Source organism: Georgenia satyanarayanai, from assembly GCF_009193135.1.
GTDB classification, from domain to species: Bacteria; Actinomycetota; Actinomycetes; order Actinomycetales; family Actinomycetaceae; genus Oceanitalea; species Oceanitalea satyanarayanai.
In genome coordinates this window covers 66,438-92,614 of the sequence record NZ_VUKC01000011.1, presented here as the reverse complement: position 1 = coordinate 92,614, position 26,177 = coordinate 66,438, and the positions used below count along the sequence as shown (strand labels likewise).

The 26,177-nt window shown below is 74.1% G+C and carries 25 protein-coding genes; 18 read left to right on the top strand and 7 right to left on the bottom strand.

The window, feature by feature from the left end; all coding sequences use genetic code 11:
* The first annotated feature begins 83 nt into the window (after positions 1–83).
* From GD632_RS12355 to nagB, 3 genes are all read left to right on the top strand, one after another.
* A complete protein-coding gene (locus GD632_RS12355; protein ID WP_152192506.1) occupies positions 84–788 on the top strand; it encodes an NADPH-dependent FMN reductase in 705 nt (234 codons plus the stop codon).
* A 167-nt stretch (positions 789–955) separates the two neighbouring features.
* The gene (locus GD632_RS12350; protein WP_110851969.1) at positions 956–1,240 is read left to right on the top strand and encodes an HU family DNA-binding protein; all 285 of its coding nucleotides are present in this window, start codon (positions 956–958) and stop codon (positions 1,238–1,240) included.
* 193 nt (positions 1,241–1,433) lie between these two features.
* Entirely contained in the window at positions 1,434–2,219 is a 786-nt protein-coding gene (gene nagB, locus GD632_RS12345) for a glucosamine-6-phosphate deaminase (protein WP_152192505.1), read from the top strand.
* Between the two features lies 1 nt (position 2,220).
* Here the strand turns inward: nagB and GD632_RS12340 are convergent, their stop codons facing one another.
* Complete coding sequence (locus GD632_RS12340) at positions 2,221–3,009, bottom strand: ABC transporter permease (RefSeq protein ID WP_193311468.1); 789 nt, start codon at positions 3,007–3,009, stop codon at positions 2,221–2,223.
* Positions 3,006–3,893 carry an ABC transporter ATP-binding protein gene (locus GD632_RS12335; RefSeq protein ID WP_152192504.1) on the bottom strand — a complete coding sequence of 296 codons (888 nt, stop codon included), beginning with the start codon at positions 3,891–3,893 and terminating at the stop codon, positions 3,006–3,008. Before GD632_RS12335 ends, GD632_RS12340 begins: the two co-directional genes overlap by 4 nt.
* 85 nt (positions 3,894–3,978) lie before the next feature.
* Here GD632_RS12335 and GD632_RS12330 point away from each other — a divergent pair, with 85 nt between their 5' ends.
* From GD632_RS12330 to GD632_RS12280, 11 genes are all read left to right on the top strand, one after another.
* Complete coding sequence (locus tag GD632_RS12330; RefSeq protein ID WP_193311467.1) at positions 3,979–4,794, top strand: TetR/AcrR family transcriptional regulator; 816 nt, start codon at positions 3,979–3,981, stop codon at positions 4,792–4,794.
* Positions 4,795–4,804: 10 nt separating this feature from the next.
* The gene (locus tag GD632_RS12325) at positions 4,805–5,146 is read left to right on the top strand and encodes a DUF3039 domain-containing protein (RefSeq protein WP_152192502.1); all 342 of its coding nucleotides are present in this window, start codon (positions 4,805–4,807) and stop codon (positions 5,144–5,146) included.
* Entirely contained in the window at positions 5,143–6,981 is a 1,839-nt protein-coding gene (locus tag GD632_RS12320) for a DEAD/DEAH box helicase (RefSeq protein WP_152192501.1), read from the top strand. Before GD632_RS12325 ends, GD632_RS12320 begins: the two co-directional genes overlap by 4 nt.
* Positions 6,982–7,200: 219 nt before the next feature.
* Positions 7,201–8,535 (top strand): nicotinate phosphoribosyltransferase, encoded by a 1,335-nt coding sequence (locus GD632_RS12315; protein WP_152192500.1) that lies wholly within the window; start codon positions 7,201–7,203, stop codon positions 8,533–8,535.
* Positions 8,536–8,664: 129 nt separating this feature from the next.
* Positions 8,665–8,787 carry a hypothetical protein gene (locus GD632_RS16410; protein ID WP_264371891.1) on the top strand — a complete coding sequence of 41 codons (123 nt, stop codon included), beginning with the start codon at positions 8,665–8,667 and terminating at the stop codon, positions 8,785–8,787.
* 127 nt (positions 8,788–8,914) lie between these two features.
* A complete protein-coding gene (clpS, locus tag GD632_RS12305; protein ID WP_152192498.1) occupies positions 8,915–9,220 on the top strand; it encodes an ATP-dependent Clp protease adapter ClpS in 306 nt (101 codons plus the stop codon).
* Positions 9,221–9,835 carry a DUF2017 family protein gene (locus GD632_RS12300; RefSeq protein WP_152192497.1) on the top strand — a complete coding sequence of 205 codons (615 nt, stop codon included), beginning with the start codon at positions 9,221–9,223 and terminating at the stop codon, positions 9,833–9,835.
* Positions 9,836–9,852: 17 nt separating this feature from the next.
* Positions 9,853–10,677: a glutamate racemase gene (gene murI, locus GD632_RS12295; protein WP_152192496.1), complete on the top strand. Its 825-nt coding sequence runs from the start codon at positions 9,853–9,855 to the stop codon at positions 10,675–10,677.
* The gene (locus GD632_RS12290; protein WP_152192495.1) at positions 10,674–11,468 is read left to right on the top strand and encodes an MBL fold metallo-hydrolase; all 795 of its coding nucleotides are present in this window, start codon (positions 10,674–10,676) and stop codon (positions 11,466–11,468) included. The genes murI and GD632_RS12290 overlap by 4 nt, the downstream gene beginning before the upstream one ends.
* A 182-nt stretch (positions 11,469–11,650) precedes the next feature.
* Positions 11,651–12,619 carry an NAD-dependent epimerase/dehydratase family protein gene (locus GD632_RS12285; RefSeq protein WP_152192494.1) on the top strand — a complete coding sequence of 323 codons (969 nt, stop codon included), beginning with the start codon at positions 11,651–11,653 and terminating at the stop codon, positions 12,617–12,619.
* Positions 12,620–12,772: 153 nt separating this feature from the next.
* Complete coding sequence (locus tag GD632_RS12280; RefSeq protein ID WP_405002540.1) at positions 12,773–15,442, top strand: phosphoenolpyruvate carboxylase; 2,670 nt, start codon at positions 12,773–12,775, stop codon at positions 15,440–15,442.
* A 101-nt stretch (positions 15,443–15,543) separates the two neighbouring features.
* Here the strand turns inward: GD632_RS12280 and GD632_RS12275 are convergent, their stop codons facing one another.
* From GD632_RS12275 to GD632_RS12260, 4 genes are read right to left on the bottom strand one after another with little or no spacing between them, the layout of a single operon-like run.
* Entirely contained in the window at positions 15,544–17,100 is a 1,557-nt protein-coding gene (locus tag GD632_RS12275; RefSeq protein ID WP_152192493.1) for an ABC transporter ATP-binding protein, read from the bottom strand.
* On the bottom strand, positions 17,097–17,945 hold the full coding sequence (locus GD632_RS12270) for an ABC transporter permease (protein ID WP_152192492.1): 849 nt from the start codon (positions 17,943–17,945) through the stop codon (positions 17,097–17,099). Before GD632_RS12270 ends, GD632_RS12275 begins: the two co-directional genes overlap by 4 nt.
* On the bottom strand, positions 17,942–18,931 hold the full coding sequence (locus tag GD632_RS12265) for an ABC transporter permease (protein ID WP_152192491.1): 990 nt from the start codon (positions 18,929–18,931) through the stop codon (positions 17,942–17,944). The genes GD632_RS12270 and GD632_RS12265 overlap by 4 nt, the downstream gene beginning before the upstream one ends.
* Before the next feature lie 10 nt (positions 18,932–18,941).
* Complete coding sequence (locus GD632_RS12260) at positions 18,942–20,594, bottom strand: ABC transporter substrate-binding protein (RefSeq protein ID WP_152192490.1); 1,653 nt, start codon at positions 20,592–20,594, stop codon at positions 18,942–18,944.
* Positions 20,595–20,680: 86 nt separating this feature from the next.
* Between GD632_RS12260 and GD632_RS12255 the strand changes: the two genes are divergently transcribed.
* The gene (locus GD632_RS12255) at positions 20,681–21,268 is read left to right on the top strand and encodes a TetR/AcrR family transcriptional regulator (RefSeq protein ID WP_152192489.1); all 588 of its coding nucleotides are present in this window, start codon (positions 20,681–20,683) and stop codon (positions 21,266–21,268) included.
* A 149-nt stretch (positions 21,269–21,417) separates the two neighbouring features.
* Complete coding sequence (locus GD632_RS12250) at positions 21,418–21,837, top strand: hypothetical protein (protein WP_152192488.1); 420 nt, start codon at positions 21,418–21,420, stop codon at positions 21,835–21,837.
* Here the strand turns inward: GD632_RS12250 and GD632_RS12245 are convergent.
* On the bottom strand, positions 21,834–23,270 hold the full coding sequence (locus GD632_RS12245) for a lipase maturation factor family protein (protein ID WP_152192487.1): 1,437 nt from the start codon (positions 23,268–23,270) through the stop codon (positions 21,834–21,836). The genes GD632_RS12250 and GD632_RS12245 overlap by 4 nt on opposite strands.
* Before the next feature lie 124 nt (positions 23,271–23,394).
* On the opposite strand from GD632_RS12245, the gene GD632_RS12240 reads away from it, so the two are divergent.
* Both GD632_RS12240 and GD632_RS12235 read left to right on the top strand, forming a co-directional pair.
* Positions 23,395–24,417: a LacI family DNA-binding transcriptional regulator gene (locus GD632_RS12240; protein WP_152192486.1), complete on the top strand. Its 1,023-nt coding sequence runs from the start codon at positions 23,395–23,397 to the stop codon at positions 24,415–24,417.
* Positions 24,418–24,881: 464 nt separating this feature from the next.
* Complete coding sequence (locus GD632_RS12235; RefSeq protein ID WP_226924843.1) at positions 24,882–26,165, top strand: ABC transporter substrate-binding protein; 1,284 nt, start codon at positions 24,882–24,884, stop codon at positions 26,163–26,165.
* Positions 26,166–26,177: the final 12 nt, after the last annotated feature.

Below are 26,177 nucleotides of genomic sequence, written 5' to 3'. Positions count from 1 at the left end.
GACCCCTGGCCAGGGCCGGAGGTCCCGGTCGTGGGCGCCGCCGGCCGGATACCGTGGCCGCTGTCCCAGGTCTAGGAGCACCGATGATCCGCCTCGCCGTCCTCAACGCCGCGACGAGCCCGAACCGGCTCGGCAACCACATCACCGACTGGGTCATCGACCGCCTCGGCACCAACCGCGCCTTCGTCATCGACCGCATCGACCTGCGCGACGTCGGCCTGCCGCTCTTCGACGAGCCGGACCTGCCCCGCTACGGCCGTCACCGCCACGAGCACACCCGTCGGTGGGCACGGCGCATCGACGCGGCCGACGCCTTCGTCGTCGTCAGCCCCGAGTACAACCGTGGCTACTCCGCGCTGCTCAAGAACGCGCTCGACTACCTCGTCCAGGAGTGGGCTTTCAAGCCGGTCGGGATCGTCAGTTACGGCTCGGGGATGTCCGGCGGGCTGCGCGGGGCCGAGGCGCTGCGCCCGGTGCTCGGTGCCCTGCAGATGTACCCGGTGCGCGAGATGGTCGTCGTGCCCTTCGTCACCGAGGCCGCCGTCCGCGAGGGCACCCTCGAAGCCTCCACGGGGATGGTCGAGGGGATGGAGCTCATCATGGACGCCCTCGTGCGGATGGACGCCGCGATGCACCTGCTCCGGGCGCCCGACGAGGAGCTCGGGGAGCAGCAGGGGGAGCAGACGGGCCGGGACGGCGACGAGACCCGCTGGCAGCCGCGTGATTCCGGGACGGACGCCGACTGGACCGCGACGAGCGCGCTGGAGCGCCCTCCGGGCTTCGTCTGAGGCCGCCGCCGCCCGTCACATCCATCCCACGGGCCCCACCGCCGGGCCAGATCCGCGGGGACACGCCGAAATCTCGGCGAGTGAGGGCGACAACGGGCGCTCCGACGCCGTAATGTCTGCCCCGTCGCACCCACAAGGGTGCGCACGCCGACTGAGAGAGGGATTTCATGTCCGTCAACCGCACCGAGCTCGTCGCCGCCGTGGCCGAGCGCTCCTCGCTCACCAAGTCCCAGGCCGACGCCGCTCTGTCGGCGCTGCAGGACGTGCTCGTCGAGTCCGTCAGCAAGGGCGAGGCCGTCAAGATCACCGGCCTCCTCGCCGTCGAGCGTGTCGAGCGCGCCGCGCGCACCGGCCGTAACCCGCAGACCGGCGCCGAGATCCAGATCCCCGCCGGCTACGGCGTCAAGATCTCCGCAGGCAGCGCCCTCAAGAAGGCCGTCTCCAACAAGTGACGTCCTAGCGACATCACCGCAAGGCGGGCGGGACGAGTTATCGTCCCGCCCGCCTTGCTGCGTCCGGCCGGCCACGCCGTGCGTCGACCTCCCCGCGTCCACGGGCCGGGTGTCCCTGCCGCGGGCAGTGGCGTCACCTAGGCTGGAGCGTGGTGCGCCCGCACCACGTCGCACGGAGAGAAAGAGGTGCCCGGTGGAGGTCGTCATCACGTCCGGTGCGGAGGAGAGCGCCCGGCTCGCGGCGGACGCCGTCGAGCAGCTGCTCGGCCGCAAGCCCGACGCCGTCCTCGGCCTCGCCACCGGCTCGACCCCGCTGCCCACGTACGACGAGCTCGTCCGCCGCCAGGAGGCGGGACGGATCAGCTTCGCGCGCGCCCGCGGCTTCACCCTCGACGAGTACATCGGCCTGCCCGCCGACCATCCCCAGCGCTACCGCAACGTCATCGAGCACGAGCTCGTCGGCCGGGTCGACTTCGCTCCCGACGCCGTCTCCGGGCCCGACGGGCTGGCCGAGGACCTGCAGGAGGCCGCCGCGGCCTACGAGCGGGCGATCGTCGAGGCCGGCGGGGTGGACCTCCAGATCCTCGGCATCGGGACGAACGGGCACATCGCCTTCAACGAGCCCGGCTCCTCCCTCGCCTCCCGCACGCGGGTCCAGCCGCTCGCGCCGCAGACCCGCAAGGACAACGCCCGCTTCTTCGACGGCGACGTCGAGGCCGTGCCGCGTCTGTGCTTCACCCAGGGCCTGGGCACCATCATGGAGGCCCGCCACCTCGTGCTCATCGCCACCGGGGAGGGCAAGGCGCCCGCGGTGCGCCAGCTCGTCGAGGGCGCCGTCAGCGCGTCGTGGCCGGCCACGGTCATGCAGCACCACCCGCACGCCACCGTCCTCCTCGACGAGGCCGCCGCCTCCGAGCTCGAGCGGGCCGACTTCTACCGTGAGGCCTACGCCGCCAAGCCGGAGTGGCAGGGCCTCTGAGTCACCGCCGGCCGCGCCGCCACAGCAGCGAGCTCGCGACGACCCCGGCGGCGAGCAGGCCCAGGAGCCAGGCCAGCGCGGGACCGGCGTGCGGGCCGGCCGGGCGCTCGAAGAGGAGCGCCCGGACCGCCTCGATGAGCGGGGTGAACGGCGTGTGCGCGGCGAACCCGCGGAGCCACGTGGGCAGCGTGTCGATCGGGACGAAGGCGCTCGACAGGTAGGGCAGGAAGAGCAGCGCGAAGCTCACGGCGGACGCGCCCTCGACGGTGCGTGCCAGGAGGCCGGCCGCCGCCGAGAGCCATGACACGGCAAGCACGTAGAGGGTGAGGAGCCCGAGCGCCGCCGCCCACCCGGCGAGCCCGGCGGTCGGCCGGAAGCCGACGGCGAACGCCGTGGCCAGCGCCAGCGCGATCGACACGAGGTTGCGCAGCACGCTGCCCACGACGTGCCCGGTGAGGACGGCGGACGGCACCATCGGCATCGTCCGGTAGCGCGCGACGATGCCCAGGCTCATGTCGGAGGTGACGCTCACGGCCGTCTGCGCGGCACCGTACCCGGACACGAGGAGGAGGACGCCCGGGACGACGTAGTCGATGTACGGGCCACCGCCGGTGTCGAGGGCACCGCCGAAGACGACGGTCATGAGGAGCATGATCCCCACGGGCAGCGCGGCTCCGAGCATGATGATCTCGGGCTGGCGGACGGCATGACGCAGGCTGCGCCCGACCATGACGAGGGAGTCGGACACCGCGGTGGCGAGGCGGGTCGGGGGCGGGGTCGTGGCACTCATGGGTGGACCTCGGCAGGGGTGTCGGTGAGGCGGAGGAAGACGTCGTCGAGGCTCGGCTCGCGCATCGCGAGGCGCTCGACGGCGTGCCCCTCGCCCGCGACGCCGTCGAGGATGCGCCGCACGTCGGCCAGGGAGCCGGTGGTCGGGACCGACGCGAGACGGCCGTCGGCGTAGTGGATCTCGACGACGTCCTCGCCGACGAGTCGCTTGAGCTCGGCCGGCGAGCCGGCGCCGACGACGCGCCCGCCGTGCAGGACGGCGACGCGGTCGGCGAGCGCGTCGGCCTCCTCGAGGTACTGGGTGGTGAGGACGACGGTGACGCCCTCGGCGCTGAGCTCGCCGACGAGCCGCCACACCGCCTGCCGGCTGCGCGGGTCCAGACCCGTCGTCGGTTCGTCGAGGACGAGCACGGCCGGACGGGGCAGCAGGCTGATCGCGATGTCCAGCCGCCGGCGCATGCCCCCGGAGTACGTGCTCACGCGGCGGTCCGCGGCGTCGGTGAGCCCGAACCGGGCGAGCAGCCCGTTGACGCGAGGGCTGAGGTCCGCGCGGTCCAGGTGCCCGAGCCGGCCCATCATCCGCAGGTTCTCCCTCCCGGTGAGCAGCTCGTCGACCGCGGCGAACTGACCGGTGAGCGAGATCGTCCGGTGCACCGCCCGCGGATGGCGGACGACGTCATGGCCGCCGACGACGACCCGGCCCGCGTCCGGCCGCACGAGGGTCGAGAGGACGTTGACGGTCGTCGTCTTCCCGGCGCCGTTCGGGCCGAGAAGGGCGAAGACCTCTCCCCGCGCCACGGAGAAGGAGATGCCGTCGAGGACTCGGGTGGGGCCGAAGGACTTGCGCAGGCCGGTCACCTCGATGGCGGGCAGGTCGTCGCTCATCCGGCTCTCCTCTGTGTATGGCGTACACCAGTAGTGTGCAGAGTACACCGCGTGTAGGACGTACACAACGACTATGCTCGGACCGATGAGCGCCAGGGACGAGCGAGCAGCGGCGGGCGGGGATGCCCGTCTCGACCCCGCCGTCCGCGCGGCGCACGGCATGGGTGGGCGGGCGCCGTCGGGCAGGCCAGGGCTCAGCCTCGACCGCATCGTCGCGGCGGCGGTCGCCATCGCGGACGAGGAGGGCCTCGCGGCCGTCTCGATGGCGCGGGTCGCCGCCCGGCTCGAGTTCACGACGATGTCGCTGTACCGCCACGTCGGGAGCAAGGACGAGCTCCTCGCCCACATGCAGGACGCGGCGATCCCCGCTCCCAGCGGCCCGCTCGCGGGCCCCGGGGAGTGGCGTGCCGGGCTCCAGCGCTGGACGGAGGAGCAGATCGACGCGGCGGTCCGCCGGCCGTGGCACCTCGAGATCCCCATCACCGGCCCACCCCTCATGCCGAACTCGCTGGCCTGGATGGAGGCGGCGATGGAGGCGATGGACGGCCTGCCGCTCACCGGGGCGGAGAAGCTCGCGGTCCTCCAGCTCCTCTCCGGGCACGCCCGCAGCGAGGCCACGCTCGCCGTCAACCTCGCCCGCGCGTACGCCGCGCAGGGGATCGGGCCCGCGGACGAGGGGCCGGTGTACGAGGGGGCGATGGTTGCCCTCACCGAGGGGCGGTTCCCGCGCCTGCACGAGATGGCGAGCACCGGAGAGCTCCTCGAGGTGCCCTCGCACGTGCTGCCGGAGGGGACCGACGCCTACCTCCGGACCTTCGCCCTCGACCGCATCCTCGACGGCGTGGCTGCTCTCGTGGAACGTCGCGTGCGTCACCGGGAGACGGTCCGCGGCTCGTCCTAGACTGGGCACCATGAGTTCCACCGAGCCCCCCAGCAGCCCGAGCGAGCCGTCGACGTCGTCGGGAACGAGCGTCCTCGAGCGCGAGGAGCTGCGCGAGCACGAGGCCGGTGACAACGACCGCTACGCCCACTACGTGAAGAAGGACAAGATCATGTCCTCCGCGCTGTCGGGCCAGCCGGTCGTCGCGCTGTGCGGCAAGGTGTGGACCCCGGGTCGCGACCCCAAGAAGTACCCGGTGTGCCCCACCTGCAAGGAGATCTACGAGGGCATCCAGGGCGGCGGCTCGGGCTCGGGCGGCGGCGGACGCTTCGGCGGCTTCGGCCGCGGCGGCCGCGGCGGAAGCGGAGAGTGAGCGCCGCCCCTTCGCGCAGGCCGGTCACGACGACGACGCAGGGTACGCCTGCGGCCGTCTCGACCGCTGCCGCCGAGCACCTGCCCCCCGCCTACCCGGCGCGGGCGGCGTGGGGCACGGCGTCACGCCTGCGCGCCTGGCAGGCCGAGGCGTTGGAGAGGTACCTCGCCGACGACCCGCGTGACTTCCTCGCCGTCGCCACCCCCGGCGCCGGCAAGACGACCTTCGCGCTGCGGGTGGCCACCGAGCTGCTCTCCCGCGGGGAGGTGACGGCGGTGACCGTCGTCGCCCCGACCGAGCACCTCAAGGGACAGTGGGCCGAGGCCGCGGCCCGCGTGGGCATCCAGCTCGACCCGGCGTTCCGCAACGCCCAGGAGCGGCACGGCGCGAGCTTCGACGGCGTCGCGCTCACCTACGCCCAGGTCGCGGCGAACCCCGACCTGCACCGGCGGCGGACGACCACCGAGCGCACCCTCGTCATCCTCGACGAGGTGCACCACGGCGGGGACGCGCTGAGCTGGGGCGACGGCATCCGGCTCGCCTTCGAGCCGGCCCGCCGGCGCCTGGCCCTCACCGGGACGCCGTTCCGCTCGGACACCGCCGCGATCCCCTTCGTCACCTACGAGCGCGACGCCGACGGCGTGCGCCGCTCCCGGGCGGACTACTCCTACGGCTACGCCGACGCGCTGCGCGACGGCGTGGTGCGGCCGGTCATCTTCCTGTCCTACTCCGGGCAGATGCGCTGGCGCACCCGCGCCGGTGACGAGGTGAGCGCCGCCCTGGGGGAGCCGCTGACCAAGGACCTCGTCGCGCAGGCCTGGCGCACCGCGCTGGACCCGACGGGCGACTGGGTCCCGGCTGTCCTCGCCGCCGCCGACCGCCGCCTCACCGAGGTCCGCCGGGGCGTCCCCGACGCCGGTGGCCTCGTCATCGCCACCGACCAGACCAAGGCCCGCGCCTACGCGCGCGTCCTCACCGAGATCACCGGGGAGAAGCCGACGGTCGTCCTGTCCGACGACGACGGCGCCTCCGCCGGCATCGACGAGTTCGCGGCCGGCGAGCAGCGGTGGATGATCGCCGTGCGGATGGTGTCCGAGGGCGTGGACGTGCCGCGCCTCGCCGTCGGCGTCTACGCGACCTCCGCGGCGACCCCGCTCTTCTTCGCCCAGGCGATCGGCCGCTTCGTGCGCGCCCGCCGGCGCGGGGAGACCGCCTCGGTGTTCCTCCCCAGCGTGCCCGTGCTCCTCGAGCTCGCGGCCCAGCTGGAGGTGGAGCGCGACCACGCGCTGGACCGGGTCCTCACCTCCGAGGAGAAGGGGGACTTCTTCACCCCGGAGGACGCCCTCGTCGCGGCGGCCAACCGGGAGGAGAAGGCGAGCGACGAGCTCATGCTCCCGGGCTTCGAGGCCCTGGACGCGCAGGCGTCCTTCGACCGGGTGCTGTTCGACGGCGGTGAGTTCGGCGCCGGCGCGGAGGTCGGGTCGATCGAGGAGGAGGAGTACCTCGGGCTCCCCGGGCTCCTCGAGCCGGAGCAGGTCCACTCGTTGCTGCGCCAGCGGCAGGCCGAGCAGGTCAAGCAGCAGAAGCGGCAGGCGGCCGCCCGTGCGCAGCGGGACGAGAACTCCGGCGTCTCCGACCACAAGCGGCGCGCCGCGCTGCGCAAGGAGCTCTCCAGCCTCGTGTCCGCCTGGTCGCGGCGCAGCACCATGACGCACGCCCTCGTCCACACCGAGCTGCGCAAGTCCTGCGGCGGCCCCGAGGTGCCTCTGGCGAGCATCGAGGAGCTCGAGGCGCGTATCGCCCTCCTGCGCAAGTGGTTCGTCGGCCGCAAGTAACCCGCCCCCACCACCCCCCACAACTTCGCAATTGGTCGAGTGACCGACGGCTCCGGGCGCCAAGGCGTCGCCGGATCGACCAGTTGCGACGTTGGGGCGGCGACGACGGACCCCCCGGGGGCCGGCCGGCCCGGCCTTCGCCGCGGCTCTCGGGCATGCGGGTGCTCCACGGGACGGCACGGCCAGCAGCCCACGGGTGACGTCGCTAGGTTGGACGCCATGCCCCGCGCGACGACCGCCTTCCTCACCGACCGCTACGAGCTGACGATGCTCGAGGCCTCCCTCCAGTCCGGTGCCGCGCACCGGCGCAGCGTGTTCGAGGTCTTCTCCCGGCGCCTGTCCGGCGGACGGCGCTACGGCGTCGTCGCGGGCACCGGCCGCGTCCTGGACGCCATCGCCGACTTCACCTTCTCGGGTGCGGAGGTCGACTGGCTGCGCGAGCAGGGGGTCGTCAGCGGTGAGACGCTCGACTATCTCGCCGGGTACCGCTTCGGTGGGGACGTCCTCGGCTACGGGGAGGGGGAGTGCTTCTTCCCCGGTTCGCCGATCCTTACCATCCGCGGCACCTTCGCCGAGGCGCTGCTCCTGGAGACGGTCGTCCTCTCCGTCCTCAACCACGACTCCGCCGTCGCCGCGGCCGCCTCCCGCATGACGACCGCCGCCCACGGGCGCCCGTGCCTGGAGATGGGGGCCCGGCGCACCCACGAGGAGGCCGCCGTCGCCGCCGCCCGGGCCGCCGTCGTCGGTGGCTTCGCCGCGACGAGCGTGCTCGAGGCCGGGCGCTCCTACGGGATCCCGACGATCGGGACCGCCGCCCACTCCTTCACCCTCGTCCACGACGACGAGGAGGCCGCCTTCGACGCGCAGCTGCGCACGATGGGCCCGGGCACCACGCTCCTCGTCGACACCTACGACGTCGAGCGCGGGGTCGAGCTCGCCGTCGCGGCCGCCCGCCGCCACGGCGGGGAGCTCGGCGCGGTGCGCCTGGACTCCGGCGACCTCGTCGCGCAGGCCTTCACGGTGCGCCGCCAGCTCGACGCGCTCGGCGCGACGACGACGAAGATCACGGTCACCTCCGACCTCGACGAGTACGCCATCGCCGCCCTCGGCGCCGCCCCGGTCGACTCCTACGGGGTGGGCACCAAGCTCGTCACCGGCTCCGGGCTCCCGACGGCGGAGCTCGTCTACAAGCTCGTCGAGCGCGAGGGCCCGGACGGGCGGATGGTCGACGTCGCCAAGGCCTCCGCGGCGAAGGCGACGGTCGGCGGCTTCAAGGTGGCCGGCCGCGTCTTCGAGAACGGGGTGGCCCAGGAGGAACTCGTCGTCGGCTGCGACGACGAGGAGGCCGGCGCGCGGCTGCTGGCCGAGCACGGTGCCCGCCCGCTCCAGGTGCCTCTTGTCACCCAGGGCGTCATCGCCGACGAGCACCGCGGCCCGGATGCCGTGCGGGCGGCGGCCGAGCGGCACGTCGCCTCGCGTGCCGCCCTGCCCTACGAGGGCTGGCGGCTGAGCGAGGGCGAGCCGGCGATCGCCACCCGGCACGTCCTCGGCTGAGCGAACTTTCCGTTTCAAGATGCCGAGGTGAACAGGTTCCGCAACGATTGGGGTCACTGCGGTGCCGGACAGGTACCGGAACGAAGGGAGCTCGGTATGTCCTTGTGGCTGATCCTCATCATTGTCGGCGTGATCATGCTCATCATCGGTGTGGCTGTGGAGGCCGCGCAGATCCTCATCTGGATCGGTGTCGCCATCCTCGTGATCTCGCTCATCCTCTCGCTGGTGGGACGCGGCAAGAACAGGGTGTAGCGCCCGGTCGGCGGTCCTTCGACCGCCGTCACACGTTGTCCGAGGCCCGGCAGGAACGCTCCTGCCGGGCCTCGCCGCGTCCAGGAACCTGGACGCGCACGTCCCCGCTCGTGCCTAGGCTGGGAGCATGACGGTCACGACACCCCGCCCGGTCACCGTGCCGGAGGAGACGCAGCAGGAGGAACGACGTCCTGCGCGTCCGTGGCGCACCATCGTGTGGAACGACCCGGTCAACCTCATGAGCTACGTGACCTACGTGTTCCGCACCTACTTCGGGTACTCGCGGGAGCGGGCCCACGAGCTCATGCTCCAGGTCCACCACGACGGCCACGCCGTCGTCGCCGAGGGGGCCCGCGAGACGATGGAGGTCCACGTGACGGCCATGCACTCCTACGGCCTGTGGGCCACCCTCGCCCCCGAGGGAGAGGGCTGAATGCGCGCCTTCACCGCCGTCCCCGGCGGCTGGGCCTGCGAGCTCGAGCGGGCGGAGCTGCGGATCATCGCGCGGGTGACCGCCGACACCTGCGAGCTCCTCGGCCTGCCCCTCGGCACGGACACGCACGACGACGACGGCGGCTCGCCCGCGTCGTCGACCGACGAGCAGGTCCTCGCCGCCCTCGACTGGGACCCCGCCGCCGGGCAGCCCCCGCGGGACCCGGCGCTGGCCCGGCTGCTGCCCCCCGCGAGCACCGACGACGACGAGCTCGCCGCCGAGATGCGCCGCCTCACCGAGGGCTCGCTGCGCGCGACCAAGGCCGAGCAGCTGCGGGTGGTGCACGACGCCCTCGACGCGAGCTCCGGCATCGTCGTCGTGCGGGCGGGGGAGGAGCGGGCCTGGCTGTCGGCGCTGACCGACCTGCGCCTCGTGCTCGCGGCCCGCCTGGGCATCGAGACCGACGAGGACGCCGAGCGGGTTCACGAGCGTGCCGGCGCGCGGGAGCCGCAGACCGCCGCCGACGAGCTCGACGCCGCGCTCACCAGCCTCTACGCCGCCCTCACGTGGTGGCAGGAGTCACTCCTGGAGGCCATGTCGGGCGGGGCGTCGTGACACTACGCTCGGGCAGCGTGAACGACGCACCGATCGGTGTCTTCGACTCCGGTGTCGGAGGCCTCACGGTCGCGCGCGCCATCCTTGACCAGCTGCCCCACGAGTCGATGCTCTACATCGGGGACACCGCGCACACGCCCTACGGGCCCAAGCCGATCGCCGATGTCCGGGCGCTCGCGCTCGACGTCATGGACCGGCTCGTCGCCTCCGGGGTCAAGGCCCTCGTCATCGCGTGCAACTCCGCCTCCTCCGCCGTCCTGCGCGACGCGCGGGAGCGCTACTCGGTGGGAGGTGGCGTGCCCGTCGTCGAGGTCATCCAGCCCGCGGTGCGCCGCGCCGTCGCCGCGACCCGCAGCGGGAAGGTCGGGGTCATCGGGACCCGCGCGACCATCGAGTCGGGCGCCTACCGCGACGCCTTCGCCGCAGCGCCACACCTGGAGCTGACGATGAACGCCGCCCCGCGCTTCGTCGAGTTCGTCGAGCGGGGCGTCACCTCGGGCCCGGAGGTCCTCCAGGCCGCGCGCGAGTACCTCGAGCCGGTCCGGGCGGCCGGCGTGGACACCCTGGTCCTCGGCTGCACCCACTACCCGCTGCTCACCGGCGTCATCTCCTACGTCATGGGCGAGGAGGTCACGCTCGTCTCGAGCGCCGAGGAGACGGCTAAGGACACCTACCGGATGCTCGTGGCCCACGACCTCGAGCGGGACCCCGCCGCCCCACCACCGGAACACCGCTTCCTCGCGACGGGCGACGGCGCGAGCTTCTCCCGGCTCGCCCGCCGGTTCCTCGGGCCCGAGGTCGACCGCGTCGACAGCGACGCCGAGCTGGAGGTCACCGCATGAGGCTGACGGTCGTGGGCTGCTCCGGGTCGATGTCCGGCCCGGAGTCCGCCGCCTCGTGCTACCTCGTCCAGGCCGACGCGCCCGACGAGGACGGCACCACGCGGACCTGGAGCATCGTCCTCGACCTCGGTTCGGGCGCCTTCGGAGCGCTGCTGCGCCACCTCGACCCGGCTCGCCTCGACGCCGTCGTCCTCAGCCACCTCCACGCCGACCACGTCGTCGACATGACCGGCCTGGAGGTCTACCGGCGTTACCACCCGGCCGGCGCCCTCGGGCCGGTGCGGGTCCTGGGACCGGCCGACACCCCGGAGCGGATCGGCGCGCTGACGATGGAGGAGGACCTCAGCGCGCTGGACACCTCCTTCACGTTCGCCGCGCACACCCCCGGCGACGCGGTGACCGTGGGGCCGCTGCGCCTCGAGTCCGTCGCCGTCGACCACCCCGTGCCGGCCTTCGGGATCCGGGTGACCGGGCCGTCGGAGGACGGCCGCGGCGAGGTGGTGCTCGCCTACTCCGGGGACACCGACACGTGCGACGGGCTGGTCGAGCTCGCCCGGGACGCCGACCTGTTCCTCTGCGAGGCGGCGTTCCAGGAGGGACGGGACTCCGTGCGCGGCATCCACCTCACCGGCCGGCGGGCGGGACAGGCCGCGACGCTCGCCGCCGCCCGGCACCTCGTCCTCACCCACCTGCCGCCGTGGACCGATGCTGAGGTCGTCCGCGCCGAGGCCGCCGAGGTCTACGGCGGCCCTATCGAGCTCGCCGCCCCGGGCGCCACCTGGCACCTGTAGCAGCCCCCCTCCGCCCACAGCCGAGTTCCCGCCGACAGTTGACTTGTCGCCGAGGGCTGACTTGTCGCCGAGGGCTGACTTGTCGCCGAGGGCTGACTTGTCGCCGAGGGCTGACTTGTCGCCGAGAGCTGAATTCCACCGGCCCCCTTCCACGGCGCCGCCTCGCGCGGTTGGCTACAGGGATGCGACGCATCCTCGTCCTCGGCGGCACGGCCTGGCTCGGCCGCGAGGTGGCCAGGGCCGCCGTGGTGGACGGCGCCGAGGTGGTCTGCCTCGCGCGTGGCACGTCGGGCGACGTGCCCGACGGCGCGCGGCTGGTCCGCGCGGACCGCGCCCACCCCGGCGCGTACGACCATCTCGACGGCGAGTGGGACGCCGTCGTCGAGCTCGCCTACCAGCCCGAGCTGGTCGGTCCGGCCCTCGACGCGCTCGCCGACCGGGCCGCCCACTGGACCCTCGTGTCGAGCATCTCGGTGTACGCGGGCCACGACGAGCCGGGCGCGGACGAGTCGGCCGCCGTCGTCGAGCCGACCGACCTCACCGACTACGCCCACGCCAAGGTTGCCGCGGAGCGCGCGACAACTGACCGCCTCGACGGGCGGCTGCACATCGTGCGGCCGGGGCTCATCGCCGGGCCGGGTGACCCGAGCGACCGCTTCGGCTACTGGCCCGCCCGCCTCCGGCGCGGCGGCCGTGTCCTCACTCCGGAGCCCGCGGGCCAGTTCGTCCAGATGATCGACGTCGGTGACCTCGCCGCCTGGATCGTCCGGGCGGCGCGGACGGGACGGGGCGGGACCGTCGACGCCGTCGGGCACAGCCACCCGCTCGGTGACGTGCTCGCCGTGGTCGGTGAGGCGGCCGGTTTCGCCGGTGAGCTCGTGCCGGCCGAGGAGGCCTGGCTGCTCGCGCACGACGTCCACTACTGGGCGGGCCCACGCTCGCTGCCGCTGTGGCTCCCCGCGAGCCACGTCGGCCACTCTCGGCGGAGCAACGCGGCCTACCTCACCGCCGGTGGCGCCGTCCGCCCGCTGGGCGAGACCGTCGAGCGGGTCCTGGGCGACGAAATGGTGCGCGGCGTGGGGCGGGAGCGCCGGTCGGGGCTGACGCCGGCGGAGGAGAGGGAGCTTCTCGAGCTTCTCAGCGGTCGGTAACTCGGCTGTCGGCGGTAACTCGGCTGGCGGTGGTAAGTCGGCTGTCGGCGGGAGGGTGGGGAAGGGGTAGCACGGCGACGGTGACCGCGCACGCCTGCACTGGGTGGACGCGAGGCACGGCCCTCCGCCGGGTGTCGTTAACCTGAGCCCATGATGCAGACCTCCTCACCGGACGAAGCACGGAGCAACGCCCGCCTCGACATGCCCGACGACCTGCGCGCCGACGTCCGCACCCTCGGTGCGCTCCTCGGGCGGGTCCTGCGCGAGGACGGCGGGGAGGAGCTCTTCTCCGACGTCGAGCGCCTCCGCGAGCTGGCGATCGGCGCCGTCGAGGACACCGACGGCGACGGCCGCCTCGCGGAGGCCCAGGCGCTCATCGACTCCTTCAGCGTCGAGCGCGCCGACCAGGTCGCCCGTGCCTTCACCTGCTACTTCCACCTCGTCAACCTCGCCGAGGAGTACCACCGGGTCCGCGCCCTGCGCGCCCGGGAGGACGCCACCCCGCGCCCCGACGCCCTCGCCGGCGCCTACGAGCAGCTGGCCGCCGAGACGTCTGCGGAGGAGGCCGCCCGGCGCCTGCGCGAGATCGAGTTCCACCCCGTCCTCACTGCCCACCCGACCGAGGCCCGTCGGCGCGCCGTCTCCGGCTCGATCCGCCGGATCTCCGAGCTCGTCGCCGAGGCGGACGACCCCCGGCTGGGCGCCAACGGCCGGCTGCGCATCGAGCGCCGCCTGCTCGCGGAGATCGACACGATGTGGCGCACCGCTCACCTGCGTGAGTCGAAGCCCTCGCCGGTCGACGAGGTCTTCACGGCGATGTCCGTCTTCGAGGCGACCCTCTTCGAGGTGCTGCCGCAGGTCTACCGCCAGACCGACGACTGGCTGCTCGGCGAGGAGCGCGGCCTCGCCGCACCCCGCGCGACGCCCTTCGTGCGGCTGGGCAGCTGGATCGGCGCGGACCGTGACGGCAACCCGAACGTCACCGCCAAGGTCACCCGGCAGGCCGCCGCGATCGCCGCCGAGCACATCCTCACCGCCCTCGAGCGGGAGACCGCCCGCGTGGGCCTGGCGATGACCCTCGACGAGAAGACCACCCCGCCGTCCGCCGAGCTCACCGCCCTGTGGGCCACCCAGCGCCAGCTCTCTGAGGACGTCACCGCGCAGGTGGCCGCCCGGTCCCCGCGCGAGCCGCACCGCCGGGTCATGCTCGTGGCCGCGGCCCGCCTCGCCGCCACGCGTGAGCGCGACGCCGACCTCGCCTACTCGGGTGCCGACGAGCTGCTCGAGGACCTGCGGGTGGTCCAGGACTCCCTGCGTCAGGCCGGCGCGCTGCGCAAGGCCCACGGCGACCTGCAGAACCTCATCTGGCAGGTGGAGTCCTTCGGCTTCCACCTCACCGAGCTCGAGGTGCGCCAGCACTCCAAGGTGCACGCCCAGACCTTGGCGTGGATCGCCGACCCCGACTCGATGTCCGAGCCGAGCGTCGACCCGGAGGAGGTCCTCGAGACCTTCCGCTCGATCGCCGCTATCCAGCGCCGTCACGGCGTCGACGCCTGCCGCCGCTACACGGTCTCCTTCACCCGCAGCAGCGAGGACCTCATCGCCGTCTACCGCCTCGCCGAGCACGCGCTCGGCTCGGCGGAGGCCGCGCCGGTGCTCGACGTCGTGCCGCTGTTCGAGACCTTCGACGACCTCCAGAACGCCCCGCGGATCCTCGAGGAGATGCTCGAGGTCCCGCAGGTGCAGGCCCGCCTCGAGCAGACCGGCCGCCGCCTGGAGGTCATGCTCGGCTACTCCGACTCGGCCAAGGACGTCGGGCCGGTCTCCGCGACCCTGGCGATCTACACCGCGCAGGAGGAGATCGCCGCCTGGGCGCAGCGCCGCGACATCCGCCTCACGCTCTTCCACGGCAAGGGCGGGGCCCTGGGCCGCGGTGGCGGCCCGGCGAACCGCGCGATCCTCGCCCAGCCGCCGCACTCGGTGGACGGCCGCTTCAAGCTCACCGAGCAGGGCGAGGTCATCACCGCCCGCTACGGGGACCGCGCGATCGCCGCCCGGCACATCGACCAGGTGGCTGCCGCCACGCTCCTCGCGTCCGCGCCGTCGACCGAGAAGCGCAACGCCGAGGCCGCCGCGCGTTTCGCGGACCTCGCCCGCACGCTGGACGAGCGCTCGCGCGAGCGCTTCTTCGGCCTCATCCACGCCGAGGGTTTCGCGCCGTGGTTCGCGCAGGTCACCCCGCAGGAGGAGGTCGGCCTGCTGCCGCTCGGCTCCCGTCCGGCCCGCCGCGGCCTGTCGGTGGAGTCCCTCGAGGACCTGCGCGCCATCCCGTGGGTGTTCGCCTGGACCCAGGCGCGCATCAACCTCACCGGCTGGTTCGGTCTGGGCACCGCGCTCGCCGCGGTCGGTGATCTCGAGCAGCTGCGCACCGCCTACCGCGAGTGGCCGCTGTTCAACACGCTCATCGACAACGTCGAGATGTCGCTGGCCAAGACGGACCGGCGCATCGCCCGCCAGTACCTCGCCCTCGGGGACCGCGAGGACCTCGCCGGTCTCGTGCTCGAGGAGCTCGACCTCACCACCGAGTGGGTCCTGAAGATCACCGGCCACGAGTACCCGCTCGAGGGACGCCGGGTGCTGGGCCGCGCGGTCCAGCTGCGCAACCCGTACGTCGACGCGCTCTCGCTCATCCAGCTGCGTGCCCTGCGCGCGCTGCGCACGGAGAACGGCGAGGCCCGCACCGAGGAGGAGCTGGCGGAGATCAAGCGTCTCCTCCTGCTGTCGGTCAACGGCATCGCCGCAGGCCTCCAGAACACCGGCTGACCCGACCCCCGGTTATCGGCCAATTGGTGAGTTGACCGACGCCCAGGATCGCCAGGGCGTCGGTCAACTCACCAATTGCGTAGTTGGGGTGGGGCGCGGGGTTAGGGCAGGGGGGTGGCTGCCGACAGGAGGGCGCGCGTCAGGGTGGCCTGGGGATGCTGCCAGACCTGCTCGACCGGGCCTTCCTCCACCACGCGGCCGCCCTGCATGACGACGACGCGTTCGCACACCTGCCGCACGACGGCGAGGTCGTGCGACACCAGCACGAGGGCGGTCCCGGTGCGCTCCTGCAGGTCGACGAGCAGCTCGAGGATCGCCGCCTGGACGGTGACGTCGAGCGCGGAGACGGGCTCGTCGAGGACGAGCACCTCGGGGTCGGCCGCCAGGGCGCGGGCGATGGCGAGCCGCTGCCGCTGGCCGCCGGACAGCGCCCTCGGGCGGCGGCGCAGGGTCGCGGCGGGCAGCCGGACGAGCTCGAGCAGCTCCTCCGGCGTGCGGCTGCTGCCCGACGCCCGGACCGCCGCGCGCAGCACCTGGCCCGCGCTCCAGCGCGGGTCGAAGGAGCCCAGCGGGTCCTGAGGGACCAGCCGTACGAGGTGGCGCCGCGGCCGGCGCCGACGCTCGGGGAGCTCGCTCCACGGCTCTCCGGCCAGCTCCACCCGTCCGGCGTCGGGCTGCTCGGCGGCGACGAGCACCCGCGCGAGCGTCGACTTCCCGCTCCCGGACTCCCCGACCACCCCCACGGCCTCGCCGCGACGCACGACGAGCGAGACGTCGTCGAGCGCGTCGACCGTGCCTCCGCCGGGCAGCCGGTAGCGGCGGTGCAGGCCTGCTGCACGCAGCACCTCCGGCCCCGGCCCGGCGGCCGCGGGCCGCCGCGAGCCGCGGGGGACGGCGCCGAGGAGCGCGCGGGTCACCTCGTGGGACGGGCCGGTGAGGACGACGTCGGCCGGTCCGCACTCGACCACGCGGCCGCCGTCGAGCACGACGACGTCGTCGGCCAGCCGCGCGACGGCACCGAGGTCGTGACTGACGAGGAGGATCGCGGTCCCGGCGTCGCGCAGCCGGCCGAGGAGCTCGAGCACGCCCTGCGCGACGGTCGCGTCGAGGGCGGTGGTCGGCTCGTCGGCCACCAGGAGTGCCGGCTCGGACACGATGGCCGAGGCGATGAGCGCCCGTTGGCGCATCCCGCCGGACAGCTCGCCGGAGCGCTGCGCCGCGCGCACCGCCGGCTCGTCGAGCCCGGCGGCGGCGAGGGCGGCGAGCACCCGCTCGTGCCGCTCGACGCGCCCCACCCCGCGCACCGCGAGGGACTCGCCCACCTCCGCACCGACGGTGCGGAGCGGGTCGAGGGACTGCAGCGCGTCCTGGAGGACGAGCCCGACCCGCTCTCCGCGCAGCTCCCGCCACTGCCGCGCGCTGGCGCCGAGCACGTCCCGCCCCGCCACGGCGAGTCGCTTCGCGCTCACCCGCGCGGGGGCACCGCCCTCCCCGGCCAGCCCGACGAGGCTGCGCGCCAGCACCGACTTCCCGGCGCCGGACTCCCCGACGACGGCGAGGCACCGTCCCGCCTCCAGGCGCAGGTCCACACCGCGCAGCACCTCCCCGACCCCGGGGAAGGTGACGGTGAGGCCGGCGACGTCGAGGACCGGGCTCACGACGGCGCCACCGCGCCCAGCCGCCGCCCGAGCATCGTCAGGGCAGCCGCCGTCACCGTGATCGCCAGCCCGGGCGCCACGGTGAGCCACCACGAGCTCGTGATGTGGAGGCGGCCGGCGTTGAGCATCGCGCCCCACTCGGGGGAGGGCGGCAGGGCGCCGAGGCCGAGGTAGCTCAGCGCGGAGACCCACACGATCGCCTGGCCGATGCCGAGCGTGGCCACCGCCACGAGCGGCCACACCGTGTTGGGCAGGACGTGGCGGACGAACGCGGCAGGCGCCGAGACGCCCTCGAGCCGCGCCGCGCCGACGTAGGCGCTCTGCGCCACCGCCTGGGCCCGCGCCCGCAGGATCCGGGCGTAGCCGGGCGCCGTCGCCAGGCCCACCGAGATGACCGAGGGCCCCACGCCGGCGCCGAGCACCGCGACGAGCAGCAGCGCGAGCACGAGGCTGGGCAGCGAGAAGAGCACCTCGATGACCCGGCCGAGCAGGCCATCGAGCCACCGCGGCCCCAGCGCGGCGCCGAAGCCGAGCACGACCCCGAGGGTGAGCCCGATCGCCGTCGCCAGGGCGCCCACGCCGAGGGACTGCCCGGCGCCGTGGACCACGCGCGTGTAGACGTCCCGCCCCGAGGCGTCCGTCCCGAGCAGCGCCCCGGCCCCCGGCGGCCGGTAGGCCTCCGCCGGGGCGACGGCGGTCGGGTCACCGGGGGCGAGCAGCTGCGGCCACAGCGCGGCCACCAGCACGAGGACGACGACGGCGGCACTCACCACCCCGCCCGGGCCCAGCACCTGCCACGCCCGTGCCCTCCACGCGCGCGACGCGCGCCCCAGGTCGAGGGTCACGAGACCACCTGCCCCTGCGGGGCGCTGCGCACGGCCTCGACCCGCCCCCGCAGCCGCGGGTCGACGACCCGCTCGAGGACGTCGGCCACCGACATGACGACGACGTAGCCGAGCGCGATGACGAGGACGACGCCGATGACGACGGGGACGTCGCGGGAGTGCGTCGCGTCGATGAGGAGCCGGCCCAGCCCCGGCCGCCCGAAGAGCGTCTCGACGACGACGGCTCCGGAGAGCAGCGAGCCGAAGGCCCAGCCGGACAGCGCGATCGCAGGCAGGGCCGCGTGCCGCAGGGAGTGCCGCCACAGCACCCGGCCCTCCGCGGCGCCCCGGGCGCGGGAGGTGGTCGCGAACGGCGCCGCGTGCGCCTCCTCGAGCCCGTCGCGCATCACCTGCCCGAGGAAGCCCGCCACCGGCACCGCGAGGGTGACGGCGGGCAGCAGGAGGGAGCGCAGCGAGCTGTCGCTGCTCGTGGCCGGCAACCAGCCCAGGGCGCCGGCGAAGACGGCGATGAGGACGGCCCCCAGCCAGAAGTGCGGTGTCACCGAGGCGACGACCTCCGCCCCGCGCAGCAGCCCCACCGCCCGGCGCGCGAGCCGGCCGCGGGCGAGGACCGCCGCCGTCGCCACCGCCAGCGCGATGACCCAGGCGAGCAGCAGGCCCAGCGCTGCGAGCACCAGGGTGCCGGTGAGCTGGTCGCCGATGAGCTCGGAGACCGGCCGCCGTCGGGCGTAGGAGTCCCCGAGCTGGAAGGTGACGGTGCGCGCGAGCTGGAGGAGGTACTGGACCAGGAGCGGCTCGTCCAGGGAGTACTCCTCGCGGACCCGGGCCACCGCCTCCGGGCCGGCCTGGGAGCCGGGCCCGCCGAGGATCGCCTCGGAGGGGTCCCCGCCCGCCGAGCGCAGTGCGAAGAAGACGACGGTGGCCACGACCCAGGCCACGAGCGCCGCCGCGGCGAGGCGCCCGAGCAGCCAGCGCAGCACGGTCATCGAGCGGGCCTCAGGAGGTGAGGCGGGCGTTGACGAAGGTCGGGGTGGACACCGTGCCGAGCGTCGTCACGCCCTCCACCCCGCGGGTGAGGAAGTGGTTCTGCTGGTCGTACAGCGGCAGGATGTAGTAGCCCTCGAGCACGCGGCGCTGGGCCCGCTCGTAGAGGTCGGCGCGCTGGTCCGGGTCGGTGATCCGGGCGGCCTCCTCGAGGAGGGCGTCGATCTCCGGGTCGGTCACCTGGGAGAGGTTGGCGAAGTAGCCGCTGGGCGCGGGGACGGTGCCGTCGGAGTGGTAGAGGGTGCGCAGCACGTCCGGCCCGACCTTCGTGTACGGGGCGCTGACCGCCTCGTAGGTGTTCTCCCCGCCGTCCTCCGGGGCGGCGAGCGCGCCGTACCAGGCGGACAGGTCGAGCGGGGTGAGGACGACCGCGAAACCCACCCTCCCGGTGTTGGCCTGGACCTGCTCGAAGAGCGCCTGCTCGGCGGCGACGGACTGGTTCGTGCTCACCGGGAACCGGACGGTGAGCCGCTCGCCGTCCCGGACGCGGTAGCCCTCGTCGTCGACCTCGGTCCAGCCGGCCTCGTCGAGCAGCCGCTCAGCCTCCTCGAGGTCGGTGACGAACAGCGAGGGGTCGCTGTAGCCCATCGGCTCGACGCTGGAGAGTGGGGAGTGGGAGCGGGTGGCCACGCCCCGGTAGAGCGTCTCGATGCCGGGGTCGACGTCGGCGGAGTAGACGAAGGCCTGCCGCACGCGCTCGTCGTCGAAGGGCGGCTGGGAGGAGTTGAGCTCGATGCGGTTGACCGAGCCGGGGCGCGGCGCGTCGATGTGGGTGATGTCCTCACCGGCCTCGGCGGAGACGATGGCCTCCGGCTCGGGGTTGTCGATGACGTGGACCTCCCCGGACTGCAGGGCCGCCCAGCGGGTGGCGGGGTCGGGGAGGAAGCGCCACTCGAGGCGCTCGAGGTGGGCGGGGCCGTCGTGGTCGGCCTCCGGGCCGGGGGTCGCGTAGTCCTCGTTGCGCTCGAGGACGACGTGCTGCTGGGGCACCCACTCGGTGACGACGAAGGGCCCGGTGCCGATCGGGGCGGCGCAGTTCTCGTCCTGGCCGCGGGCGATGCCGGCGGGGGACTGCATGGCCGTCCACTGCATCGACAGCGACTCGAGCAGCGCGGAGTCCGGCTCGGAGAGGTGGAAGCGCACGTGGGTGGCGTCCACGGGCTCGACCTCCTCGATCTTCCGCACCCCGAGGTAGCCGGTGGACGAGGCGGTGTCCGGGTCCTGCAGGTGCTCGATGTTCACCTTGACCGCCTCGGCGTCCAGGGGCGTGCCGTCGGTGAAGGTGATGCCGTCGGCGAGGGTGAGGTCCCAGGTCAGCCCGTCCCCGCTGACCTCCCACCCGGTGGCGAGCCACGGCTGGATCTGCCCCTCGGCGTCGCGGCCGACGAGCGGCTCGAGGTACTGGGTGCTGATGAGCGCCTGGGGGTAGTTGCCGCCCACGTGGGGGTCCAGGCAGGTGGGCTCGGCGTCGCCGGTGGCGTAGACGAGCGTGCCACCCTCGACCGGCTCGCCCGTCGCCGTGCCGCCGTCGTCCCCACCTCCGCACGCGGTGAGGAGCAGGGCCGCCGCGAGGGCCGCGGCGGTGAGGCGGGAGGCCTGAGCCATGGGGGCGCACCGTTTCACTCGACAGGTTCTTGGTCCGCGTCCAACAATATCCCCGCCCGGACGGCCGGGGGCCGTAGGATCGGGGCGTGAACGAAGGGCGCCGGGTGGGCCGGCCACGGTCGGCGAGCCGCGAGATGCTGGAGGAAGCGGCCTGCGAGCTGTTCCTTGAGCAGGGCTACGCCGCCACCTCCGTGGCGGACATCACCCGCCGCGCCGGCGTGAGCCGGGCCACCTTCTTCAACTACATCCCCGCCAAGAGCGACCTGCTGTGGGCATCCGTCGACGACGCCCTCGAGGCGCTCGCCGCGCAGCTGGCGGACGACGACGCCACGGTCGACCCCGTCGCCGAGACCCGCGCCGCGCTGCTCCGGGTGGCGTCCGCCCTCGAGCCGGGGACCGTGGTCCTCGCGTTCGCGAACGCCGAGCCGATGGGTGTGGCCGAGGAGCTCGAGGAGTCGGCGGCCCGGCGCCAGGTCCGCGCGGGACGCGTCCTCGCCGCGCACCTGCGGCGCCGGGGGGTGGAGGAGCTCGCCGCCGAGGTCGTCGGCACGGCGCAGGCGGGAGCGCTCCTCGCGGCGCTGCGGGCGTGGTCCCGGGCACCGGTCCCGCGCGCCTCCCTGGAGGACGTGCTCTCCCGTGCCCTGGACGTGCTGACGGCGCCACCCGCGAGGTGACAGAGTGGGCACCACGACACTGAGGGAGGGGGAGCGCCATCTCCGAGCAGCCTGAGGCGGGCGACGGGCTCGCCGCCGGCGAGCGTGAGCGGCTCGTCGCCGCGCTCGAGGGGCGCTTCGCCCCGCACCGTGAGGCCGCCGCGGCGGCCGTGCGTGACGCCGAGCGGCGCCTGACCCAGGCGCGGGAGCGGCTCGCCCAGGCGGAGGACGCAGCGGCGGCGCAGCCCTACCGCTCCGACCCGCGCGTCTTCATGCGCGAGACGGTGACGGAGGACGTCGAGGCGCTGGAGCGCAAGACGACCGGGAAGAAGGGCCGCGCCGCCTACCGCTTCCTCCTCGACCGGGCCGTCGAGCTGGCCGCCAGCGAGGTCCAGGGCCTCCACGACGACCGCGCGGCCGCTGAGCACGAGCGCGAGCACGGCGTCGAGGCCTGCCGGGCAGCCGTGGACCGCGCCGTCGCCGACCTGGAGGAGGCCCGTGCCACGGAGGAGCGGGTCCGCCTCGCCGAGCAGTCGGCTCGCCAGGGCCTGTCGGTGCTCGTGGACAAGCTGACGGCGCCCGGGGCCTAGGGGCGTTCCGGCCCGAGCCGCCGCGGCGCGGTCAGCGCCCCGACCTCCCGCCGCACCCACCACACCCGCTCGCGGCGCAGCTCCGCCCAGGTGGAGTAGCGGTAGCGGAAGACCCGCGCCCGTACCCAGGTCGGGCGCTCGCCGTCGAACGGGTCGCGGGCGAGGAGCCGCAGCGTGGCGCGGTCCGCCTCGAGCAGCCGGTCGAGGAAGGGGACGAACCAGGCCAGCTGCGCGGAGGAGCCGAGCCCGAGGAACCACATGCCCCAGTCGAGGCGCAGGTGGTAGGGCGCGTACTGGCGCGGCAGCCGCCCCGGCGGTCCCGGCTTCCCGCGGAAGACGTACTCCTCCCAGTCGTCCTCACCCGGGTCTGCGGCCCGCGTGCCCTCGACGACGATCTCGTCGCGGCGCCGCGTGATCGACCCGAACGCCCCGTACGCGCCCATGAGGTGGAAGACGTTGAAGGAGGCGTTCATCCGCTGCCGGCGCGACAGGAGGTTGCGGGCCGGCCACCAGCTGAGGACGAGGAGGACCGCCCCCACCCCGACGACGACGACGGCGAACCACAGCGGCGTCGGACCGTACGCCCGGCCCGGGGCGAGGGCCGGGACCAGACCCGCCACGACGTCGTCGTGCACCGCCGAGAACGCGATGACGATGGTGACCCAGTTGAGCCAGGCGAAGTTCCCCGACGCGACGAGCCACAGCTGGGTGACGACGACGACGGCGGCCGCCCACGTCGCGACCGGCTGCGGCGCGAACAGGAAGAAGGGGACGAGGAGCTGGGTGACGTGGTTCGCGGCCACCTCGACCCTGTGCAGCGGGCCGGGCAGGTGGTGGAAGAACCAGCTGAGCGGGCCGGGCATCGGCTGGGTCTCGTGGTGGTAGTGCAGGGCCGTGAGATCGCGCCAGGCCCGGTCGCCCCGCAGCTTGATGAGGCCGGCGCCGAACTCCACGCGGAAGAGCAGCCAGCGGAAGGCGACGAGCGTGACCCACGGGGTGCCGACCTCGTCCGAGCCGAGGAACGCGGCGAGAAAGCCGGCCTCGAGGAGAAGGGACTCCCAGCCGAAGCCGTAGAAGACCTGCCCGACGTTGACCACCGAGAGGTACAGCCCGTACAGGACGAGGAAGACGAGCATCGGCACCCACGGCGGCCCCTGCTGGGGCAGCCCGACGACGACGGCGAGGGCCAGCAGGATCCCGGTCCACGCGACGACGCGCAGCAGCCGGTCGGAGTACCGCCGGTGGAAGAGGCTCGGCGTCGCGCGCGCCGGGACCCGGGCGGTGAAGCGGGGGACGGGCAGCAGGCCGCGCTCCCCGAGCAGGGCCGGGAACTGCCGCAGCACGGCGACGAAGGCGACGACGTACAGCGCGGCGACACCGCGCTGCAGCACGACCCGTGCGAGCCCGTAGTCCTCCGCGACGAACCAGTCCACCGCTGCCCTCCCGCGCCCCATGGAACACCCCGCTGGGGGACGCTGCACGCCTGGGCGGTGCTCCCGCCCCGTGGAAGCGGTGTGCATACTGTCCACCACGACCACCTGCCGGAGGGAGGACCTCATGGTCACGCCGCTGAGAGACACGGCCCCGACCCTCGACACGGTCGCCCGGCGCGCCGGGGTCTCCCGGGCCACCGCCAGCCGGGTGCTGAGCGGGGACCCCCGGGTCAGCGACCGTGCCCGCGAGGCGGTCCGCACCGCCGCCGCCGAGCTCTCCTACGTCCCGCGCCAGGCCGCCCGGTCCCTGGCCACGAGCCGCAGCGACGCGCTCGCCTTCGTCGTCGCCGAGTCGGGGGAGAAGTTCTTCGCCGACCCGTTCTTCGCCGGTGTGCTGCGCGGGGCGCAGGTCGCGGCGGCCGAGCGTCGGCGCCAGCTCCTCTTCGTCGTCGTGAGCAGCGACGACGACCGTGCCCGGCTCGAGGAGTACGCCGCCGGCGGCCACGTCGACGGCGCGATGTTCCTCTCCGTCCACGGCGACGACCCGCTCCCCGGGCGGGTGCACCGTCTCGGGGTGCCGGTCGTGCTCGCGGGCCGCCCGCCGAGTCGGCGCGCCTCCTTCCCCTTCGTCAGCCCGGACAACTTCTCCGGGGGACGGCTCGCCGGGCAGGCGCTCCTCGCCCGCGGCTGCCGCCGGCTCGCGACGATCACCGGCCCGCGCGACATGACCGCCACGAGCGACCGGCTCGGCGGCTTCCGCGCCGAGCTGGCCGACCAGGGCGTAGACCTGCCGGAGTCGCGCGTCGTCGAGGGGGACTTCACGATCGGCGGCGGCTACCGGGTGATGCGGGACCTGCTCGCCACGGGGGAGGAGGTCGACGGCCTCTTCGCCGCCAACGACCTCACCGCCGTCGGCGCCCTGCGTGCGCTGCGCGAGCGGGGCCTGCGCGTGCCCGACGACGTCGCCGTCGTCGGCTTCGACGACGTCCCGATCGCCGTCGACTCCGACCCGCCGCTCACCACGGTCCGCCAGCCCCTCGAGGCGATGGGGCGCCAGATGGCGCGCATGCTCATCGACCTCGCCGACGGCGGCCAGGCGACCTCGGTGACCCTCGACGTCGCCCTCGTCCCGCGCGACTCCGCCTGACGCACCCCGCGCTCGCGTCGCGCCGCCGGCTGGGTCCCGCCCGGTGGCGGGCCGGCCGCCCGCCCCTCCCGCCGGGGCTGTGTCCCTGAGAGCACCTCGCCCGCTGGGGGCTGTCCCGGGACTGCGCACACGTCCGCGACACGCGCTCGACACGCCGCGCCTGGTGCCGCGGGACCCCGCCTCGCCGGACCTGTGCGCAGGTCAGCGACGGAGGAAGCCACCGGGGAGGCGGTCCCGAGGCCGTGACCGTGCTGTGACATGAGTGGCGCTTGACACGGCAGGCGTCGCCCGGCACAGTACGTGGAACGTCATGGAACCGCTTCCACGGCGCCCATCCGTTCCCGAGTCGCCCAGGAAGAGCTGGGGGCCCGGACGGGGCGATCAGGACGGCCTGATCGCCCGCCGACACCAGCCGGCCGCTTCGGCCGCGAGGAGGAGCAATGCACACCAGGAAGTCTGTGGCCGTGATCGCGGCCATCACGGCGGGCGCACTGACGCTGTCCGCCTGCGGGGACAGCGCCAGCACCGACTCGGCGGCGGCCGACTCGAGCAGCGGCGGCAAGACCACCCTCACCGTCTCCCTCTTCGGCACCTTCGGCTTCGAGGAGTCGGGTCTCTTCGAGCAGTACATGGAGGAGAACCCCGACATCGTCATCGAGTACGACTCCACCCAGGGTGAGGACAAGTACTGGCCCGCACTGCAGACAAAGCTCAACTCCGGCAGCGGCACCGCGGACATCCAGGGCATCGAGGTCGCCCGGATCTCCGAGGTCACCGCCAACCAGGCGGACCTGTGGACCGACCTGAGCGAGACCGTGGCCGGCGACCGCGTCGGGGACTACGTCCAGTGGAAGGCAGACGCCGCCACGACCGCGGACGGCCGCGTCCTGGGGCTGGGCACCGACATCGGGCCGATGGCGCTGTGCTACCGCTCCGACCTCTTCGAGGCGGCCGGCGTGCCGTCGGATCCTGACGAGCTCGCCGCGCAGCTCGGCTCCTGGGAGGACTTCCTCGCCCTCGGGGAGGAGTTCACGGCGGGAGCGCCTGACGGCACGGCCTTCCACGACTCGGCCGGTGGCCTGTACAACGCGATCATCTCGACCGAGTCGGAGATCTACCACGACGAGGCCGGCGAGCTCGTCGTCGACAGCAACCCGGCCGTCCGTGCGGCCTTCGACATGGCGGCGCAGGCCGGCCAGGACGGGCTGACCGCCAAGCTCGAGCAGTTCGTCGACCCGAGCTGGGACGCGGGCTTCGGGAGCGGCACCTTCGCCTCGATCGCGTGCCCCTCGTGGATGATCGGCTACATCAAGGGCAAGGCCGGGGACGCCGGGAGCGGCCAGTGGAACATCACCACGCTCCCCGGCGGGCAGGGCGGCAACTGGGGCGGTGCCTACCTCGGCATCCCGGCCGCCAGCGAGAACAAGGAGGAGGCAGCCGAGCTCCTCGCGTGGCTGACCGACGCCGAGCAGCAGGCCGCCGTCTTCGAGAACGTCGGCAACTTCCCGTCCAACACCGGCGCCATCGCGCTCGTGGGCGACACGACCGACGAGTACTTCAACGGTGCCCCCACCGGTGAGGTGTTCACGACGTCCGCCGAGAACGCGCCGACGCAGATCCTCGGCCCGCACGACGGCGTGGCCAAGAACGCCCTCGTCCAGGCGCTGCTGTCCGTCGAGGTCAACGGCGTCGACCCGGCCGAGGCGTGGGAGAACGGCGTCTCCCAGATCCTCAACCAGGTCGGCTGACGGTCCGCGGTG

Coding starts and splice junctions, on each gene's coding strand:
- GD632_RS12355 (WP_152192506.1), top strand. CDS start 84: ATGATCCGCCTCGCCGTCCTCAACGCCGCGACGAGCCCGAACCGGCTC.
- GD632_RS12350 (WP_110851969.1), top strand. CDS start 956: ATGTCCGTCAACCGCACCGAGCTCGTCGCCGCCGTGGCCGAGCGCTCC.
- GD632_RS12340 (WP_193311468.1), bottom strand. CDS start 3,009: ATGAGTGCCACGACCCCGCCCCCGACCCGCCTCGCCACCGCGGTGTCC.
- GD632_RS12335 (WP_152192504.1), bottom strand. CDS start 3,893: ATGAGCGACGACCTGCCCGCCATCGAGGTGACCGGCCTGCGCAAGTCC.
- GD632_RS12330 (WP_193311467.1), top strand. CDS start 3,979: ATGAGCGCCAGGGACGAGCGAGCAGCGGCGGGCGGGGATGCCCGTCTC.
- GD632_RS12325 (WP_152192502.1), top strand. CDS start 4,805: ATGAGTTCCACCGAGCCCCCCAGCAGCCCGAGCGAGCCGTCGACGTCG.
- GD632_RS12315 (WP_152192500.1), top strand. CDS start 7,201: ATGCCCCGCGCGACGACCGCCTTCCTCACCGACCGCTACGAGCTGACG.
- clpS (WP_152192498.1), top strand. CDS start 8,915: ATGACGGTCACGACACCCCGCCCGGTCACCGTGCCGGAGGAGACGCAG.
- GD632_RS12300 (WP_152192497.1), top strand. CDS start 9,221: ATGCGCGCCTTCACCGCCGTCCCCGGCGGCTGGGCCTGCGAGCTCGAG.
- GD632_RS12290 (WP_152192495.1), top strand. CDS start 10,674: ATGAGGCTGACGGTCGTGGGCTGCTCCGGGTCGATGTCCGGCCCGGAG.
- GD632_RS12285 (WP_152192494.1), top strand. CDS start 11,651: ATGCGACGCATCCTCGTCCTCGGCGGCACGGCCTGGCTCGGCCGCGAG.
- GD632_RS12280 (WP_405002540.1), top strand. CDS start 12,773: ATGCAGACCTCCTCACCGGACGAAGCACGGAGCAACGCCCGCCTCGAC.
- GD632_RS12265 (WP_152192491.1), bottom strand. CDS start 18,931: ATGACCGTGCTGCGCTGGCTGCTCGGGCGCCTCGCCGCGGCGGCGCTC.
- GD632_RS12260 (WP_152192490.1), bottom strand. CDS start 20,594: ATGGCTCAGGCCTCCCGCCTCACCGCCGCGGCCCTCGCGGCGGCCCTG.
- GD632_RS12240 (WP_152192486.1), top strand. CDS start 23,395: ATGGTCACGCCGCTGAGAGACACGGCCCCGACCCTCGACACGGTCGCC.